This window comes from Pseudomonas sp. HP_14 (assembly GCF_055283875.1).
Map to the genome: position 1 here is coordinate 1 of NZ_JBTOQI010000006.1, position 16,713 is coordinate 16,713.

Sequence of the window (16,713 nt, forward strand, 5' to 3'; positions counted from 1 at the left end):
CGCGATAGCGTCAGGACAGACGGTAATTTCTCAACCGATTTACCGTTATCGCGAGCAAGCTCACTCCTACAGGTCTAATGTTTGCTTCGCGACAGCGTGGTGTCAGGGACACTTTCATTTCAAGGATCAGGCGATGGAGCGCATCGCATGCGTATGCAGGTCTGCCTCATGGGCGGCCAGGATGTCCGGCAGCGAACCGCGCAGGTATTCAACCCATGTCTTGATCTTCGCATCCAGATACTGGCGCGACGGGTAGATGGCGTACAGGTTCAGCTCCTGCGAGCGGTATTCGGGCAGGACCCTTACCAGCGTGCCATTGCGCAGGCCTTCGATGGCGGAATAGATCGGCAAAATCCCCACGCCCATGCCGCTGCTGATCGCTGTCTTCATCGCGTCTGCCGAGTTGACCAGAAATGGCGAGGTATGGATGGTGACCATTTCCTGACCTTCCGGGCCATCGAACAGCCATTTTTCCAGCGGGAACACCGGGCTGACCAGTCGCAGGCATGCATGGTTGAGCAGGTCAGTGGGCTTGAGCGGGATGCCAAAGCTTTTGACGTACTCCGGCGATGCACACGCGATGCTGTAAGTGATGCCCAGACGCTGCGACACAAAGCCTGAATCCGGCAGCTCACTGGCAAGCACGATGGACACGTCATACCCTTCTTCGAGCAGATCCGGCACGCGATTGGCCATGGTCAGGTCGAAAGACACGTCCGGGTGGTTGCGTCGGTAACGGGCGATTGCATCGATCACGTAATGCTGACCGACACTGGACATCGAATGCACCTTGAGCTGGCCAGCAGGCCGCGCATGAGCATCGCTGGCCTCGGCTTCAGCTTCTTCCACATACCCCAGAATCTGTTCGCACCGCAGGAGATAACGCTTGCCGGCTTCTGTGAGCGCGATTCGGCGTGTGGTGCGGTTGAGCAAACGGGTTTGCAGGTGTGCTTCGAGATTTGAGACGGCGCGCGAAACGTTGGCGGTAGTCGTGTCGAGCTGAACGGCAGCGGCCGTGAAACTTCCCGCTTGCGCCACACAACTGAACGCACGCATGTTTTGCAGGGTATCCATGGGCAGTTCTCTGGAGAGATGGCAAATTGTGACACGAAGTAACTGACCCATGTCAGCATACCTAAGGATTATCTCCGTTTCTGTAACAAAGAATCGCACTTCTCCCGGCTTATCGGCGTTCGTGGCGGACCCTAGAATCGCGGCACTTGGGTCATTTTCACCTTACGTCGGGAAGTACCGTTGTGCGTCGCATCATCAGAAGGGCCGCGCCCTTCAGTGTCTGGGCTTTAACGTTAGTCATCAGCGGCTGCATCGGAACCGGCGGGATCGCACCAAAAGGCAAGGCTTTGCCTGTCGACAGCCTGGCCACCGACGCTGCCATCCGCAGCGCTGACCGGGATGCGCACTGGCCAGCCGCTCAGTGGTGGCGTGCCTATAACGATCCGCAGCTCAATCGCTGGATTGATCTGGCCGCCGCCGGTGCGCCGAGCCTGGCCATGGCAGCGGCCAGGGTCCGTCAGGCCAAAGCCATGGCGGGCCTGGCTGAATCCGCCGAGTCGTTGCACATCAATGGTGAGGCGTCGCTCAAACGTCACGATTGGGCGACGGATCAGTTTTACGGCCCCGGCGCACTCGCCAATACCACCACCTGGGACAACAATGCGTCCCTCGGGTTGAGCTACTCACTGGATTTCTGGGGGCGTGAAAGCAACGCGACCGAACAGGCCCTTGACATGGCTCACATGAGCGCTGCTCAGGCCCGTCAGGCGCAGCTCGAATTGCAGGACAACATCGTGCGCGCCTACATCCAGCTGTCGCTCGATTACGCTCAGCGCGACATCGTTGAAGCCACGCTTGCGCAGCAGCAACAGATTCTCGATCTGGCGCAGCGTCGGCTGAAGGGTGGTATTGGTACCCACTTTGAAGTCAGTCAGGCTGAAACGCCGTTGCCGGAAACCCATCGGCAAATCGACGCGCTGGATGAAGCCATTGCCCTGAGCCGCAATCAACTGGCAGCGCTTGCGGGCAAAGGTCCGGGGGAGGGCGCTAACCTTCATCGCCCGACGCTGTCCCTCACAACGGCCCTGAAATTACCTTCGGCTTTACCTGCGCAATTGCTCGGTCAGCGTCCGGACGTAGTAGCCAGCCGCTGGGCGGTCGCGGCTCAAGCGCGAGGCATTGATGTGGCGCATGCGGATTTTTATCCGAACGTCGATCTGGTCGGCAATCTGGGTTACATGGCCACTGGCGGCGGCATGCTGGAATTTCTGGCGGGTAAGAAATTCAACTATAGCGCCGGGCCTGCGGTGGGTTTGCCGATCTTCGATGGCGGGCGTTTGCGTTCGCAACTGGGGGACGCATCGGCGGGTTATGACATGGCGGTCGCACAATACAACCAGACGCTGATAACCGCCCTCAAGAGCATTTCCGATCAGTTGATTCGCCGTGAATCCATGGACAAGCAACAGGTGTTTGTCAGTGAGTCAGTGGCCTCGGCGCAGAAGACTTACGACATCGCGATGATCGCTTATCAGCGTGGCCTGACGGATTACCTCAACGTGCTCAACGCTCAAACCTTGTTGTTTCATCAGCAGCAGATTCAACAGCAAGTCCAGGCCGCCCGCCTCACGGCTCATGCGGAACTGGTCGTGGCGTTGGGCGGTGGGCTGCAAGCAGGCAACGACGCCCCAACCGAAGACAACACCCAAGCGCCGAAAACCCCGGCAGCGCTGGCGGTGTTTGGCCAATGAATATCTCTACTGACCCCCTCGATCTCGGTAGGAGCGAACTTGTTCGCGAGGCTTTTTATATGACGCGCCGCTTAACTCGCCTCGCCAACAAGTTGCCTCCTACCGGGGATTGCGTTCATGCAGGCGGGGCAACGCAGATCATCCTCGAGACTCCCTGCGAACCCAATACCGGTAGGAGCGAACTTGTTCGCGAAGCTTTTCATATGACGCGCCGCTTCGACCGTCTCGCCAACAAGTTGCCTCCTACCGGGGATTGCGATCCTGCCGGTAAAACAGGGCATGCCCGCTATAGCCAAACGGTGAATACCTCAAGCGAACGCTGTACTTGTGGGAGCGGGCAAGCGCCGCTCCCACAATTGATCGTCATTCGCCGCAACAGGTACGTGACATCTTGAACCGAATCACCCAACTCCCATGGCGCCGGGAATTCAATAGTTGGGCGCGTAGCGACGGGGTGACCTGGATCTACATCTTCAAGGTCCTGATCGCAGCCTTCCTCACTTACTGGCTGGCCCTGCGTCTGGAATTGCCGCAGCCGCGCACGGCGATGATTACGGTGTTCATCGTCATGCAGCCGCAGAGCGGCCATGTATTTGCCAAAAGCTTTTATCGCCTGCTTGGCACCCTGGCTGGCTCCACGGTAATGGTCGTGCTCATGGCCCTGTTCGCACAAAACTCCGAACTGTTCCTCGGCAGCCTCGCGCTGTGGGTGGGTTTCTGTTCGGCAGGCGCAGCGCGTTATCGCAACTTTCGCGCCTACGGTTTTGTGTTGGCTGGCTACACCGCTGCGATGGTCGGCCTGCCCGCCTTGGCGCACCCGGAAGGCTCGTTCATGGCGGCGGTCTGGCGCGTGCTGGAAATAAGCCTCGGCATCGTTTGTTCCACTGCCGTCACCGCTGCGATCCTGCCGCAAAGCTCTGGTGCGGCGATGCGTAACGCTCTGTATTCCCGCTTCGGCATATTCGCGCGCTTCGTCGCCGATGGCCTGCGTGGTGTTAACCCTCGGAATGCATTTGAAACCGGCAACGTGCGTTTCGTCGCCGAGGCGATTGGCCTGGAAGGGCTGCGCAGCGTGACTATCTTTGAAGACCCGCACATGCGTCGTCGTAACGGACGGCTTAACCGCCTGAACAGCGAATTCATGGCCATCACCACGCGCTTCAACGCCTTGCATCAGCTACTCGAACGCGTGCGGGGTGATGGCGTCAGCAGGGTGCTCATTACTGCACAACCGGGCCTCGCAGCCTTGGCCGAATTGCTCGACGGTTTCGCCAATCGTTTTCTTACCCCAGAGGATGCCGCGCAACTGGTTCAGCAACTGGAAGCCTTCAAGGCTGATTTGCCGGAGCGGGTTCGCGCCCAGCGTACGGCCCTTGAGGACATACAGCCCAGCGAAGCCGAACTGCTGGATTTTCACACCGCTTATGAGTTGCTGTACCGCCTGGTCAGCGATATGCACGACTATGCACAGACCCACGCCTCACTGGCCGATCACAAACACATCCGGGAAAAGTGGGAAGAAGAGTTCCTGCCCAAAACCAGCTGGATGACGGCAGCTGCGGCAGGCATTCGTGCAACGTTCATTCTGGCGATCATGAGTGTCTATTGGGTGGCGACCGCTTGGCCCAGCGGCGCGACCATGATCCTCGTGTCGGCGGCCACAGTCGCGTTATCGTCCACTACCAACAACCCGCGCCGCATGTCGTTTCAGATGGCCTGCGGCACTTTGCTCGGGGCCGTGCTGGGCTTCATCGAAACCTTTTTCATCTTCCCGAATATCGACGGTTTCCCGTTGCTCTGCCTGTTCCTGGCTCCGGTGTTCATGCTCGGCGCATTCCTGGGTTCGCGGCCGCAGTGGTCAGGTTACGGATTGGGATTGTTGATCTTCTTCGGCATTGGCTCGGTGCCGGATAATCTGACGATCTACAACCCCTACACCTTCATTAACGACTACATCGCCATGGTCATCGGCATGCTGCTGTGTGCCGCCGCGGGCGCGATCATCCTGCCGCCTAACGCCCGCTGGATGTGGCGACAGCTGGAAGGCGATTTGCGTCGCCAGGTGGTGTTCGCTATCAGCGCGCCGCTGAATCGTCTGGGCTCCAGTTTCGAGAGCCAGACCCGCGACCTGATGCATCAAGCTTACGGGCTGGCAGCGGGCAAACCACTGGTGCAGCGTGAGTTGTTGCACTGGATGTTCGTGGTGCTGGAAATCGGTCACGCGATTATCGAGCTGCGTCGCGAGCAGGACACCCTCCCGGTCCATCCGGCTTACGCGTCATGGCAATCCTGGCGGGTGGCGATCCGGGTGATGGGGCGCGCATTAATCCGTTTGTTTATCCAGCCGGATCACAGCAACTGGCAGCGCGCACTGGCAGCCGTCGATCACGCGATCAATCGTGTGCAGAGCAGCGACGAACCCTTCGCTCCGCACTTCGATACCTCAGTGCTGCGCCGGGTGAAGAGTTACTTGCACTTCATTCGCTCGTCACTACTGGACCCCCAATCTCCGTTGGCCGCGCATTCCCTTGAAGGGCAGCGGCGAGGACTGCTCCATGCCGCGTGAAATTGCTTTTCATGGTTTGTACATGCCAAGCGTGACGGTCCTGTTTTTGGTCGCAGTGGTACTCGCCTGGGCGCTGGACCGGCTGCTGGCGGGCTTTGATCTGTACCGGTTTTTCTGGCACCCGGCGTTGCTGCGTCTGAGCCTGTTTACCTGCATTTTCGGCGCCATGGCGCTGACCGTTTACCGTTGATTCTTGAGTAGCCCTGATGAAAAAGCTCTTCAGTCTTATCGCCACGTTGCTGGTCCTGGCTCTTGCCATCTGGATTGGGCGCACCTTGTGGGTCAACTACATGGACACGCCCTGGACCCGCGATGGCCGGGTGCGCGCCGACATCATCAACGTCGCCGCTGATGTCAGCGGCACGGTGGTGGATGTGCCGGTGCGTGATAACCAGCAGGTGAAAAAAGGCGAGCTGTTGATGCAGATCGATCCCGAGCATTACGAGGTGGCCGTCAAACAGGCGCAGGCATTGGTAGCGTCACGCAAGGCCACATGGGAGATGCGCAAGGTCAACGCCAAGCGCCGTGCCGACATGGACAATCTGGTGATCTCAACCGAAAGCCGCGACGACGCGAGCAACATCGCGGTGTCGGCCCAGGCCGATTATCAGCTGGCATTGGCCGGGCTGGAGGCTGCCGAGCTAAACCTGCGCCGCACGCGGGTGCTGGCAGCGGTGGACGGCTATGTCACCAACCTGAATGTGCATCGCGGCGACTACGCGCGCATTGGCGAAGCGAAGATGGCCGTTGTCGACATGAACTCGTTCTGGGTTTACGGCTTCTTTGAAGAAACCAAGTTGCCGCATATCCGCGTCGGAGACCCTGCGGACATGCAGCTCATGAGCGGTCAGTTGCTCAAAGGTCACGTGGAAAGCATCGCGCGCGGCATCTATGACCGCGACAATCCGCAGAGCCGTGAGTTGATCGCCGACGTCAACCCGACCTTCAACTGGGTGCGCCTGGCGCAACGCGTGCCGGTCCGTATCCATCTGGATGAAGTGCCCAGCGACGTGCTGCTGTCGGCGGGGACGACGTGTACGGTGATTGTGAATCCAGAGGTTGGGCATTCCGACGGTTAACGAGCAATTAAAGCTGACTGGGTTCAAGGCTGCATACCGAGTCGTCTGCATCGCGAGCAAGCTCAGCTCCCACAGAAGCTTCCACTTCGGTGCGCGGTTGTGGGAGCTGAGCTTGCTCGCGATGAGGACGCCCGGATTTATCAGGTACATCACCAGGCCTTAGGCGCATCACAGGCGCACGGCTTTATCGTTGATTGAGCTTCAGGAGAACAACCTGAGTGTCGCCTCAATCCCCAGCCTTGCCTCGTCAGCCGCTGTTTTCTGAATCGCACGGCTGAACGTGCGTTTGGTCAGCTCTCGCTCCAGTCGCGCCTGGTTGATCCCCGCTGTCCTGCGCAGCCCGTCGAGGTTGGCAATGAAAACACCATCCTTGTCGTAGGCACCGACAATCGCGGAGGGCGGTATGTCGGTTGCGTAGTTAATCTCAACCGGAGCCAGATTCAAGCGTGGGGACTGCGGGTAGCGTGCAGCAAAGTCATTGGCATAAAGGTGATAACCGTCGAGCTTGCGCGCGTCGACAAGGTAAGTGTGGCCTCCTTTTGCACCGCCATAGGTGAAGGCTCCCACGTGATCCTTGTCATAGAAAACCGACGTCGAAATGCCTCTGCCATCCGGGTCCAGGGCGTCGCGGCCGCCGCCAAACCCGCCGCGCACGCCGGTCGCCTGATGGATATCTTTTTGCAGATCGGCGGCAGGTGTTCGTAACTTGAAACCTTTTTTGAAGATGACCTCGGGGGCGCGGGTATCGCCGCGAAAAACAAAGCCGCGATACACCGTGATGTCATGCGACTCAATGAATTGCTGTGAAAAATGCCCGTGCTTTTCAACCCATAACTGCGTGGCCTGCGGGCCTTTTTTAAAGTCGGCGTTGAGCTTCAATTCCAACGCGCCCAGTCTTGCCGAGTGTTTCGTGCGCTCCAGGGCATCGATCAAATAGGGCGTTGCCGAAGACGGTAGTTTTTTTGCGTTGAGGGCCACTCTGAGCTTCTGTGCAAGCTGGGTTCTCGCCAGCGCTGAAAGCCCTTTGCCGACCACTTTCAACACCAGAGGGCCAATGACCTCAGCGAGTGCTCCGATGATAGCCGCACGGTACAAATCAGCTGCCACTTCGGGCAGGTCTTCCAGCTCGGCCCTCACTGCATCGCTGGCTGCCGAGGCGACGCCCAGCAGGAAAGCTGCTATCAACCTGATCGGCACCAGACTGACACTGACCGGCAGCGTGATACCCAGTGACAGGCCCGCCAGAAGATAGCCGCTGAACTCTAGAGCCGAGTCAGTGAGGCGCTCGGCATCCGTCGACACCAGCGTATCGATATCAGACAACAAGCGTTGATAACTCAGGTCAAACAGCGCGTTGGCGATGTCAGGGCTTGCATGGAAAGTAATGGGAGCGATCCAGTAATACTTGGTCTCGAACCTGCGGACATATCTGACTTCGTCATTTCCCGGCTTGAGTCGCTGATAGAGCGGGATGCGCGCCAATACTTTGTTGCGCAACGAGGCATGTCTTTCGATCAGTGCACGAAACTGACCGAAATCACGTGGTATCTCGTAGACCGATTGTTGCTGCGGTTCATTGCCGAGAAATACCAGTAAACCTTCTATTGTCTGGTCTTCAAAGTATTCAGGTGTTGGCAGAAACACAGCCCGTTCCAGCTTCACTCGCGACGTCCCCTCAAACTGCACAAGCCAGGGTTCGATCCAGCCGCCCAAGTAATCATTGGCGAGTGCAATCAGGGTCGTGGTTGAGGCTCTGTGCTCCAGATATCGACGGATAATGTTATCCAGTTCGTGCCGCGTGAGCAGCAGGGAAAGTTCTTTGACATTAGGGCGATTAAAGTGGGCCTCCACCTCACTGATATAGCGCGCCTGCAGGTTCACGGTGTCGAACAGCTTGCGCAATTCGGGCGGGAACGCAGGCGGCCAGCGGATGCGTATGGAGGTTGCACCCTTAAGGTCGTGGCGAAAAAAGTCAGTGACTATCTGATGGAGTTCAAAGGTGGCGATCCTGGAGCGGGGAGGGCTGACGCCGATGAGTCCGCTGTGACGAGAGTCGGTGTATTCAACATTGATCTTCGTGGTGCTGGTGAACAGCGCCTTGTGCGGCTCATGCATCGTTGAGCGCTTTATTGCTGTGCGAATGAAATCATCGATAAAAGCAAAAGGGGAAAGTAATCGAGGTTGTGAGACCGCGTCGATCAATTCGGACAGATCATTGGCCAGATGGTCGATATCGGCGGGGACTGTAACTGCAGTGCTCATGTGTCATTCCTTGACAGACTGTGCGCAGTGCATCCATTGCTCTGCTCGGGCTATGGAATATAGCGGTTGGGACTTTGCGCAGTTGTAGGACGTTTCTTTGTTATCGCGGGGTAAAGGCGCAGGATGCAGACGTGCTCTCAGCGCCGGGTGCTAGCCGCTGTGGAGATCCCTTAGTATCGGCTTCAGCCGGGAGGGCGGTATTTCTGCTGAAAGATATCTAACAAATGCAACAACGTCCTCCCGGCTAAAGCCGGTCCTACGACATTGCGCCCAGACCAAGCCTGGCCCCCGCATGAATGAGCGTCGTTTGTGTAACTTCAGCTAACCAAATACCCCCGTCCTACACCCCATTCCTGCGGTCTTTTCCCTTTCTTCTGAGTGAAGTTTCCGAGAAAATCCCGAGCCCTTGCGCAGGCGGATTTCGGGCACTAGGCTGCGTCCGTCGTTGAGTATCAGCGATCGGGTTTAGCAGCCTGTCTGACTTGAATTCCAGTGCAATTACCGTCTATGGCGGCTTTGTGCGGGGCACCTTCGGGTGCGCCGGTTTATTGGATTGGGTCGCCGGTCTGCTAACCCGTATCAAAGTCGCCACCTTTGCTTGTTTAGCAGCGATCATTCGGTGGCCTAGCAAAAGGCCTAATCAGATGATCAAAGTAACGCCAGATCCACCACAACCCACGCTTGAAGAGTCCCTGCAGCACGTCAGTGACCTGCTGCGTTGCGCAGCCGCCACTGCCTACGAAACCGGCGACAGCCTTAACGGTCCCAAACGTGATCTAGCCTTCTCGGTGGTTCACCTGATTGGTATGGCCAAGACCGAACTGGAGCGCTCATTGGCGCGGGTGGAGTCCCGCTGATTAGCCGCGATATAACGCCGGGTTTCTAATCCTGTGGGAGATTCTACGTCCGCCAGCAACGCTGATCTTGATCTTGTAGGACCGGCTTTAGCCGGGAGGACGGTATTTCAGGCGAGGGAAGTTCAGCGGATGTCCCGACGCCCTCCCGGCTAAAGCCGGTCCTACGTGAAGCCCGGCCTCTGTGTGAGCGAATTCATTCGCGAAGGCGGCATAACAGGCGATAGATAGGTATTGATCGTGCTGGCCCCTTCGCGAATGAATTCGCTCCCACGGTGGGGAGTCCTTCAACATCGAAGTCCCCTCACAGCTTCTTATCCAACCCAAACCGCTGACGCAGTTTTTTATCCAGCAAGCCTTTAGGCAACAACCAACTCATCAACGGCAACACCCGCGAGCCGTTGCCCGAATCCCTTCACGTAACGGCCACCATGGCGATTGCTCGCTAATCAGCAATTCAGCTTCATGGCTGGCGTTGTTTGCATAACCGGCAACTTTGAAGCATCAGCCAAGGCGAGGCCGATGCCGCTGGAGCAGCCGGTGATCAGGACGGCCGACATAAGTTAACCTGCAGTTTGACTATTACCTCACTCTAAAGTAAATCGCTGAATGAGTCTGTTTGATGACTCACTGGTGGAGGTTGAATTTAGCTGAGGATAACGAAAACTAGTAGAAAAGATTTACAAAGGCGCTGACAATCTTTGTCGTCAGGTCTGGTGTTTTAGGATAAGCCTGCAGCTTGTTATCTACTTTGTACAAATTTCCGTGGATGACTTCGCCTTCCAATATATTGTTTTCCCTTGGGGTTTTTTCCCACTCCAGAGGACGGCCTGCGTTTGCAATAACGTTTGAGTTGACTGTATACCAAGGGAGTTTGTATGAAGCCATTTCCGATCCCTTGATGCGTGAATTTATAAGTTTTCCATCGGGTTTGTAAATATCCTGAAAGTTAACGGGTATGTCGTCAAATAAAGCATTGCAGATCGAGGCTCGAACTACGCCTTCACCGTGTAAGGTTTTTGCTATTAATTCATTAAGCGGAAGCAGTGGATCATCGAGGTTAACGTAATATTCGAACTTCCTGCCAATAAAGTAATCGTCCGATATATGTCCTGTCCCTATGGCCCTGGCGAGTATGAAGAGCCTGAGTTTTGTAGCACGTGTTCCTGGGGCGATAGTGTCATCGACCGCTAATCTACTTTTATCAAGGGGCAGGAGGTAAAGTTTGCCTGTGAGGGTCGGATAATTACCTACGCGCGCTGCCGTTTTGGAGGGGTCGTATGCGCACAGTTTGTTATCTAGAAGCCCATCCAGGTTTTTGAAATTGGCGCATTCAGCGTGTGAGATGTCAAGCTGTACGTTGTCAGCAGTGAGCAGCAAGAACTCGCCAAAGGGGCTGATTGTGATTAAGCCAATACTGTAGTTAGCCATGATTAATCCATCCTTATAAATGGTTTTTTAAAATTATAAATTGCTGACCAAACACTGGCCAACACCAATCTACTAACGGGTCAGCGTTAAATTGTGGGTGTGCCGTGTATAATACGCGTTAAGTGGTTGGGCCTTTCAATGTTGTTGGGCTGTCATTAAGCTGCCGCTTAAGGGGGTATTGCTCACGGTCAGTAAAGTAATAGCAGTTCTAGGTGGAGGTGTCGCTGAAAAAGAGGAGGTGAATACCAGCTTTCAAAGAAAAGTCATGATTAATCAATAGGGTGGGTTTTAGATCGTTTTGATGTTGTGATGATTTCTGTTGGCTATTTTGATTTCGAGGTTGCAGTCTGGAGTGATGCCAAACGCTAATAGAGTGAATCAGCATGAAAAATATGTGCTGAATTTTAGTCAAATAGCGTCCACTGCTCACGCCATTTAAACTATATGCCGTCATCTCTCATTTGTCAGTAAAACCGCCTTGTAAATGCTCAGTCATCGCAGCCTTCGGCAGCTCCTACAAGTCACCTGTTTGCCGCCAGACAGCGCGTGTCAGGAATACTCGAAAAGGTAATTAAAGTTCCGTGAGCGGTAAGGTCATTCGCACCCCATAGACTGAGTTCTGAGCTTTCACGCTTTTTCAATCGCCGATGAGTCTAGCCGCTGTCAATTCTGACAGTGGACAGTTTTCTCAATACCACCGATTATTAAGACGCGTCATCCAGAGCTCTGACATTAAGGATTTGTCAGGAACGCGTTATTAATCAACGGAGTTGATACCATGGCTACTCAATCAAAATCTGTCCCCACTCAGTTGACGGAGGACTTCGAAACAAGCGAGCCAGGCCCTATACCCGAAGGAAGCTCGCGTGCATTCGCGCACTTTCACGTTAACCTTGCTCAAGCCGACGTCAGTGTGTACCGAGAAGATCCTTCTCCACTTCCAACTGTTATTGAGGGGGGGCTGTATCAGGTTCGTCCCATTGGGGTGGGGGGGATATATAAATTTTGTACTAAATGAACCAGCATCTGAGGTTGTATTTGGCGCCCATGCAGGAGGCGAGGCCCCCCACGAAAGGGAATCATGGCGCGCATACGATGAGCAGGGAAAACTTGTTGCTAACAGCGACTTTATCGTCGGGAGTTGGCAGCGCGCCCACGGTGACGGCAAAAAAATAAAATTGATAAAAATAAGTGCTGGGTCTGGTATTAACTATATGTTACTCGATAACTTTACTATCACAACATGAGTGTGATTAGTTGATGTGTCGCCGTAAAAAATTGCGCGCATGTGGGGCTTCAATCGCTTACGGTACGGTTGAGTCCAGGTCACCCACCTCCTACAGGTGATTTGCATTTCAAGCTGCTAGATCGGTTAGAACTTCTTATCCAACCCAAACCGCTGACGCAGTTTTTTATCCAGCAAGCCTTTAGGCAACAACCAACTCATCAACGGCAACACCCGCGAGCCGTTGCCCGAGCGCAGCAGTCGAGGCGGCTCGTGCTGTTGCACGGCGCGCAGCACATCACGGGCGAAATCGGTGGCGGGAGTCGGATTGTCTTGTGAGGCCTTGGCCCTTGCCCGAATCCCTTCACGTAACGGCCACCATGGCGATTGCTCGCTAATCAGCAATTCGGCTTCATGGCTGGCGTTGTTCGCGAAACTCGTATCGATGGCGCCCGGCTGAACTTCCAGCACCTGAATCGAGAAGGGCGCCAGCTCCAGGCGCAACGCATCGCTCAAGGCATGCACCGCTGCTTTGGACGCACAATAGGCACCGGCAAACGGTGTGACCAACACCCCGGATACGCTACCGATGTTCACCACCAGGCCCTTGTTGCGCCGCAGCGCTGGAAAGAACGCACGCGTCACGCCCACGATCGAAAACACATTGGTTTCAAACTGGCGCTGCATGGCATCGACGCCGCCATCAAGCAACGGTCCCATGGCCCCGTAACCGGCGTTGTTGATCAACACATCCAGCCCATCAAACCGGGCCGCCAATTGTGCCAGCCCAGCGCCGTCATTGACGTCCAGTTGCACGCCCGTGAAACCCGCTGCGTTAAGCGCAGCAACGTCTTCAGGCTTGCGCGCGGTGGCCCAAACCTCATAACCGGCAACTTTAAAGGCATCCGCCAAGGCGCGGCCTATGCCGCTGGAGCAGCCTGTTATGAGGATGTTGGGCATGCTTAGAGTCCTTGTGGATGATCGGTGGGCTGTAAGAATGACAGAGATTCTATCGGCTGCTAAAGGGCTCCCGCCTTTTCCTGCAAATACTCAGTCATCCTCCGCCGAGCTATAAGAATTGAGTCGGCGTGCAGTCAACTGGTTTTAAGGTTGCACAGCGTCATATTGCGCCTCCTATGGAATCGATAAGGATATCAAGGAATGCATCAAACGCCATGAAACCAAAGTCTGTTTTTTCTGAACCAGGATAAGCCGTCAATTTATTACCCCGTCTGTAGAGTCGACAGGACACAGTTTCATTTTTTGAAAGTCTGTTCTCTTCGACTGATTTATTCCAGTCGAGAGGCCTGCCAAAACTCAGTAAGTTGAAATCAGTGCCAGCGCTGGCTGCAGGTATCTTGTATTTCTCAAGCTCTGAACTCAGGAGCTCCGTGTTGACAGGCTTCTCACCCCCTGATGCAGGATGATTGATGGGGATGTTGTCATATAATAGCGGGGTTATAACTTCTTGCATTGTACCCTCGCCGTTAAAGGTTCTGGACAGCAAGCCGCGCAGCATCATCAGTGGTACGTCGTGACGCGGATAAAGGTATTCGATTTTCCTCCCCCAATAACGGTTAGCCGAGGTGTTGGTGAGCACCAGTATAAAAACTTTGACGCTTGAAATGTAAGGATCGAGCTCCACCTCGTGTGGGAACTCGCGTATGTCCAACGGTAGAATGTACAGCTCTCCTGTATATTTAGAGTAGTTACCTTGAACCTCTTCGACGGCATTGGGGTTGTACAGAATGAGCGTGAAGCCCATGTCCGCCGTGATTTTTTTAAAATTAATGCATTTAGCTTCGCTTGCATCCCATACGATATTGCGTCGGGTTTGTTGGTTTTGCGTCGACGGGTCTAGTATGAGCGTATTAATCATAATCAGACCATAAGGATCAACGAACACCCGTCCTGCTTTGAAAGTAGCCATACTATTTTTACTCTGTCTTTTGAGACGCCATTCCGCAAAGCACCTTTGCCTATGTGGATTTTTAGACTGATCCACTGTTAAGGTGGCTAATTGTTTTATTAATATTATTTTTAGCAGCAGCATTGCGTTTTGTCGTTGAGTAAAAGTAGTTTCCGTTAGGCGGCAAAAAAATGCTATTGATATCAGCAGCGTACGTTTATATTTTTTGGCTTTAATTGTTATCTCTAATGATGATTAGCTGCCGAAGAAGTGACTCGGTTTAGAGGCTGTAATTATTATGGTACGTCGCTATAGCTAGCTCTTATACTTGAGCAGTGTCAATCGCGTACCGGGTCATGTTTAAAGTCACCTTATGGGATCAACGTCCAAAACTGCCTTGTAAATGCTCAGCCCGAAACTCCAGCGTCTGTGGGCGATAGCCTTGGCGCAGGGGAGGGAGCGGCAAACAATCCTGCCATTGGCTACCGGCCTGTAAATCGCCGGGGCCTTGATAGCGAGGGCCTGCGTAGGCGTCGTCGGTGAGGTTGACGGTATCGCCAGGCGCATACGCGGCCACACGCCAACGCAGCTCGCGCAGCGGGACGTCGTTGGTGTTATCGATCAGTACCAGCAATGGCTTACCAACAGGGCATTGGTCCGGGGCGTAATTCATCCGCAGCCCCAGATGCTCCAGGCGGCGGGTTTCACGACTGTCTTGCCAGATGACCACCATCGCCACAACACCCAGGCCAGCCGCCGCCGCCAGTGAGACAGGCAAGGCCTTGGCCGGATACCGCAGCAACAGGACAAGCCAGGTGATGATAAGCAATGCGCCGAACAGCATGAGTCGCGCCTCGTGAACAGATGAGCATGCATCGTACCGAAAGCGGGGCGGGGTTTGCTAATGGTGGAGCTACAGGATCTGACGCGCATAGCCTGTAGGAGCGAATTTATTCGCGAAGGCTTTCTGACAGCCCTCGCAGATGTATTGGATTTACCGGCCTCTTCGCGAATGAATTCGCTCCTACCCAGTCCGATACCCATCAAAATCGCAGGCCAAAAAAAACCTCAACAACCTACTGCGGATGGGGATACGCAAAAGGTTGTTGAGGTGTACTGCTCGTTGCCGATTGCAGTTAAAACAGCAGATTAACGTGCAATGGTTTGCGTCTTGACGCCGGCTTCCAGTTGAGCGGAGCGACCGTAAACGTCTTCGTAACGTTCGATGTCGTCTTCACCCAGGTAGCTGCCGGATTGAACTTCGATGATTTCCAACGGGATCTTGCCTGGGTTTTTCAGGCGATGAACCGAAGCAATCGGGATGTAGGTCGACTGGTTTTCGGTGAGCAGGAACACGTTCTCGTCGCAGGTGACCTGTGCGGTGCCCGATACCACGATCCAGTGTTCGGCACGGTGGTGGTGCATCTGCAGAGACAGGCTGGCACCCGGTTTTACCGAAATGCGCTTGACCTGGAAGCGGCCGCCCATGTCGACGGAGTCATAAGAACCCCATGGACGATAGACTTCAAGGTGGTTCTGGGTTTCGCTGCGGCCTTGCTCATTGAGCGTGTTGACCATCTGCTTGACGCCCTGAACCTTGTCCTTGTGAGCAATCATCATGGCGTCTTTGGTTTCGACCACGACGATGTTGTCCAGACCGATCACCGACACCAGTTTGCCGTTGCCGTGGATCATGCAGTTGCGGCTGTCCTGGATAACCACGTCGCCTTTGGTGACGTTGCCGTTGCTGTCTTTTTCCTGCACAGCCCACAGCGACGACCAGCAGCCAACATCGTTCCAGCCAGCGCTCAATGGCACGACGCAAGCGCGTTGGGTTTTTTCCATCACGGCGTAGTCGATGGAGTTGTCCGGGCAGCAGGCGAAAGTGGCTTCATCGATGTCGATGGTGTCGCCTTCGTGCTTGCTGCGCTCCAGGGTCATCATGCAAGTGTCGTAGATGTCCGGATCGTGCTTTTTCAGTTCTTCCAGGAAGCGGCTGGCGCGGAACAGGAACATGCCGCTGTTCCAGTAGTAACCACCGGCTTCAACGAACTCGGTTGCGCGCTGTTCGTCAGGCTTTTCTACGAAGTGCGATACGCGGCTCACGCCTTCCGGCAGCAGGGCATCGGCAGTGGATTTGATGTAGCCATAACCGGTTTCCGGCTTGGTGGCCGGTACGCCGAACAGCACCATCTCGCCACGCTCGGCCGCCACTGTAGCCAGGGCCAGTGCGCGTTGCAGGGCTTTCTGATCTTCGATCACGTGGTCAGCAGGCATGACCAGCATCAGCTCGTCGTTGCCTTCGCTGAGCAACAGCATGGCGGTGATCGCCACTGCCGGTGCAGTGTTGCGGCCGAAGGGTTCCATGATGACTGCCTGGGTTTCGAGACCCAGTGCGTTGAGCTGCTCGTTAACGATGAAACGGTGCTCTTTGTTGCAGACCACAATCGGATCTTGCATGCCTTCGAACTTCAAGCGCTCGAGGGTTTGCTGGAAGAGGGTGTGGTTCCCGGTCAGCGCCAGAAACTGTTTTGGGAATTGCTTACGCGAAAGCGGCCAGAGTCGTGAACCGCTACCGCCTGACAAGATCACTGGAATCATTTTGTTTCTCCAAGAGCATTT

Annotated in this window: 12 protein-coding genes and 1 pseudogene; 5 read left to right on the forward strand and 8 right to left on the reverse strand. The window is 55.1% G+C overall.

Annotated elements, in window-relative coordinates; translation table 11 throughout:
• Positions 1-126: 126 nt before the first annotated feature.
• Positions 127-1,074 carry a LysR family transcriptional regulator gene (locus ACYASS_RS05990; protein ID WP_122662158.1) on the reverse strand — a complete coding sequence of 316 codons (948 nt, stop codon included), beginning with the start codon at positions 1,072-1,074 and terminating at the stop codon, positions 127-129.
• A 182-nt stretch (positions 1,075-1,256) separates the two neighbouring features.
• On the opposite strand from ACYASS_RS05990, the gene ACYASS_RS05995 reads away from it, so the two are divergent.
• From ACYASS_RS05995 to ACYASS_RS06010, 4 genes are all read left to right on the forward strand, one after another.
• Positions 1,257-2,765 carry an efflux transporter outer membrane subunit gene (locus ACYASS_RS05995; RefSeq protein ID WP_463585456.1) on the forward strand — a complete coding sequence of 503 codons (1,509 nt, stop codon included), beginning with the start codon at positions 1,257-1,259 and terminating at the stop codon, positions 2,763-2,765.
• Between the two features lie 388 nt (positions 2,766-3,153).
• Entirely contained in the window at positions 3,154-5,331 is a 2,178-nt protein-coding gene (locus tag ACYASS_RS06000) for an FUSC family protein (RefSeq protein WP_463585559.1), read from the forward strand.
• Positions 5,321-5,521 carry a DUF1656 domain-containing protein gene (locus ACYASS_RS06005; protein WP_463585457.1) on the forward strand — a complete coding sequence of 67 codons (201 nt, stop codon included), beginning with the start codon at positions 5,321-5,323 and terminating at the stop codon, positions 5,519-5,521. Before ACYASS_RS06000 ends, ACYASS_RS06005 begins: the two co-directional genes overlap by 11 nt.
• 16 nt (positions 5,522-5,537) lie before the next feature.
• Positions 5,538-6,410, forward strand: a complete 873-nt coding sequence (locus ACYASS_RS06010) for an efflux RND transporter periplasmic adaptor subunit (RefSeq protein WP_463585458.1) — start codon at positions 5,538-5,540, stop codon at positions 6,408-6,410.
• 201 nt (positions 6,411-6,611) lie between these two features.
• Here ACYASS_RS06010 and ACYASS_RS06015 read toward each other — a convergent pair whose 3' ends face one another.
• Entirely contained in the window at positions 6,612-8,672 is a 2,061-nt protein-coding gene (locus tag ACYASS_RS06015; RefSeq protein ID WP_463585459.1) for a hypothetical protein, read from the reverse strand.
• Between the two features lie 644 nt (positions 8,673-9,316).
• On the opposite strand from ACYASS_RS06015, the gene ACYASS_RS06020 reads away from it, so the two are divergent.
• Positions 9,317-9,529 (forward strand): DUF6124 family protein, encoded by a 213-nt coding sequence (locus ACYASS_RS06020; RefSeq protein WP_122703880.1) that lies wholly within the window; start codon positions 9,317-9,319, stop codon positions 9,527-9,529.
• Between the two features lie 301 nt (positions 9,530-9,830).
• On the opposite strand, the pseudogene ACYASS_RS06025 reads toward ACYASS_RS06020, so the two are convergent.
• The 6 genes and pseudogenes from ACYASS_RS06025 to ACYASS_RS06050 form a co-directional block, all read right to left on the reverse strand.
• Positions 9,831-10,018: pseudogene (locus ACYASS_RS06025) on the reverse strand (SDR family oxidoreductase); the annotation flags it as partial.
• Positions 10,019-10,192: 174 nt separating this feature from the next.
• Positions 10,193-10,957, reverse strand: coding sequence for a hypothetical protein (locus ACYASS_RS06030; protein ID WP_463585460.1), 765 nt, complete (start codon positions 10,955-10,957; stop codon positions 10,193-10,195).
• 1,372 nt (positions 10,958-12,329) lie between these two features.
• Entirely contained in the window at positions 12,330-13,142 is an 813-nt protein-coding gene (locus ACYASS_RS06035; protein ID WP_463585461.1) for an SDR family oxidoreductase, read from the reverse strand.
• Between the two features lie 160 nt (positions 13,143-13,302).
• On the reverse strand, positions 13,303-14,235 hold the full coding sequence (locus ACYASS_RS06040) for a hypothetical protein (protein WP_463585462.1): 933 nt from the start codon (positions 14,233-14,235) through the stop codon (positions 13,303-13,305).
• A 235-nt stretch (positions 14,236-14,470) separates the two neighbouring features.
• A complete protein-coding gene (locus ACYASS_RS06045) occupies positions 14,471-14,935 on the reverse strand; it encodes a multidrug transporter (RefSeq protein ID WP_463585463.1) in 465 nt (154 codons plus the stop codon).
• Between the two features lie 305 nt (positions 14,936-15,240).
• Positions 15,241-16,692, reverse strand: a complete 1,452-nt coding sequence (locus ACYASS_RS06050; RefSeq protein WP_122666101.1) for a mannose-1-phosphate guanylyltransferase/mannose-6-phosphate isomerase — start codon at positions 16,690-16,692, stop codon at positions 15,241-15,243.
• Between the last annotated feature and the right edge of the window lie 21 nt (positions 16,693-16,713).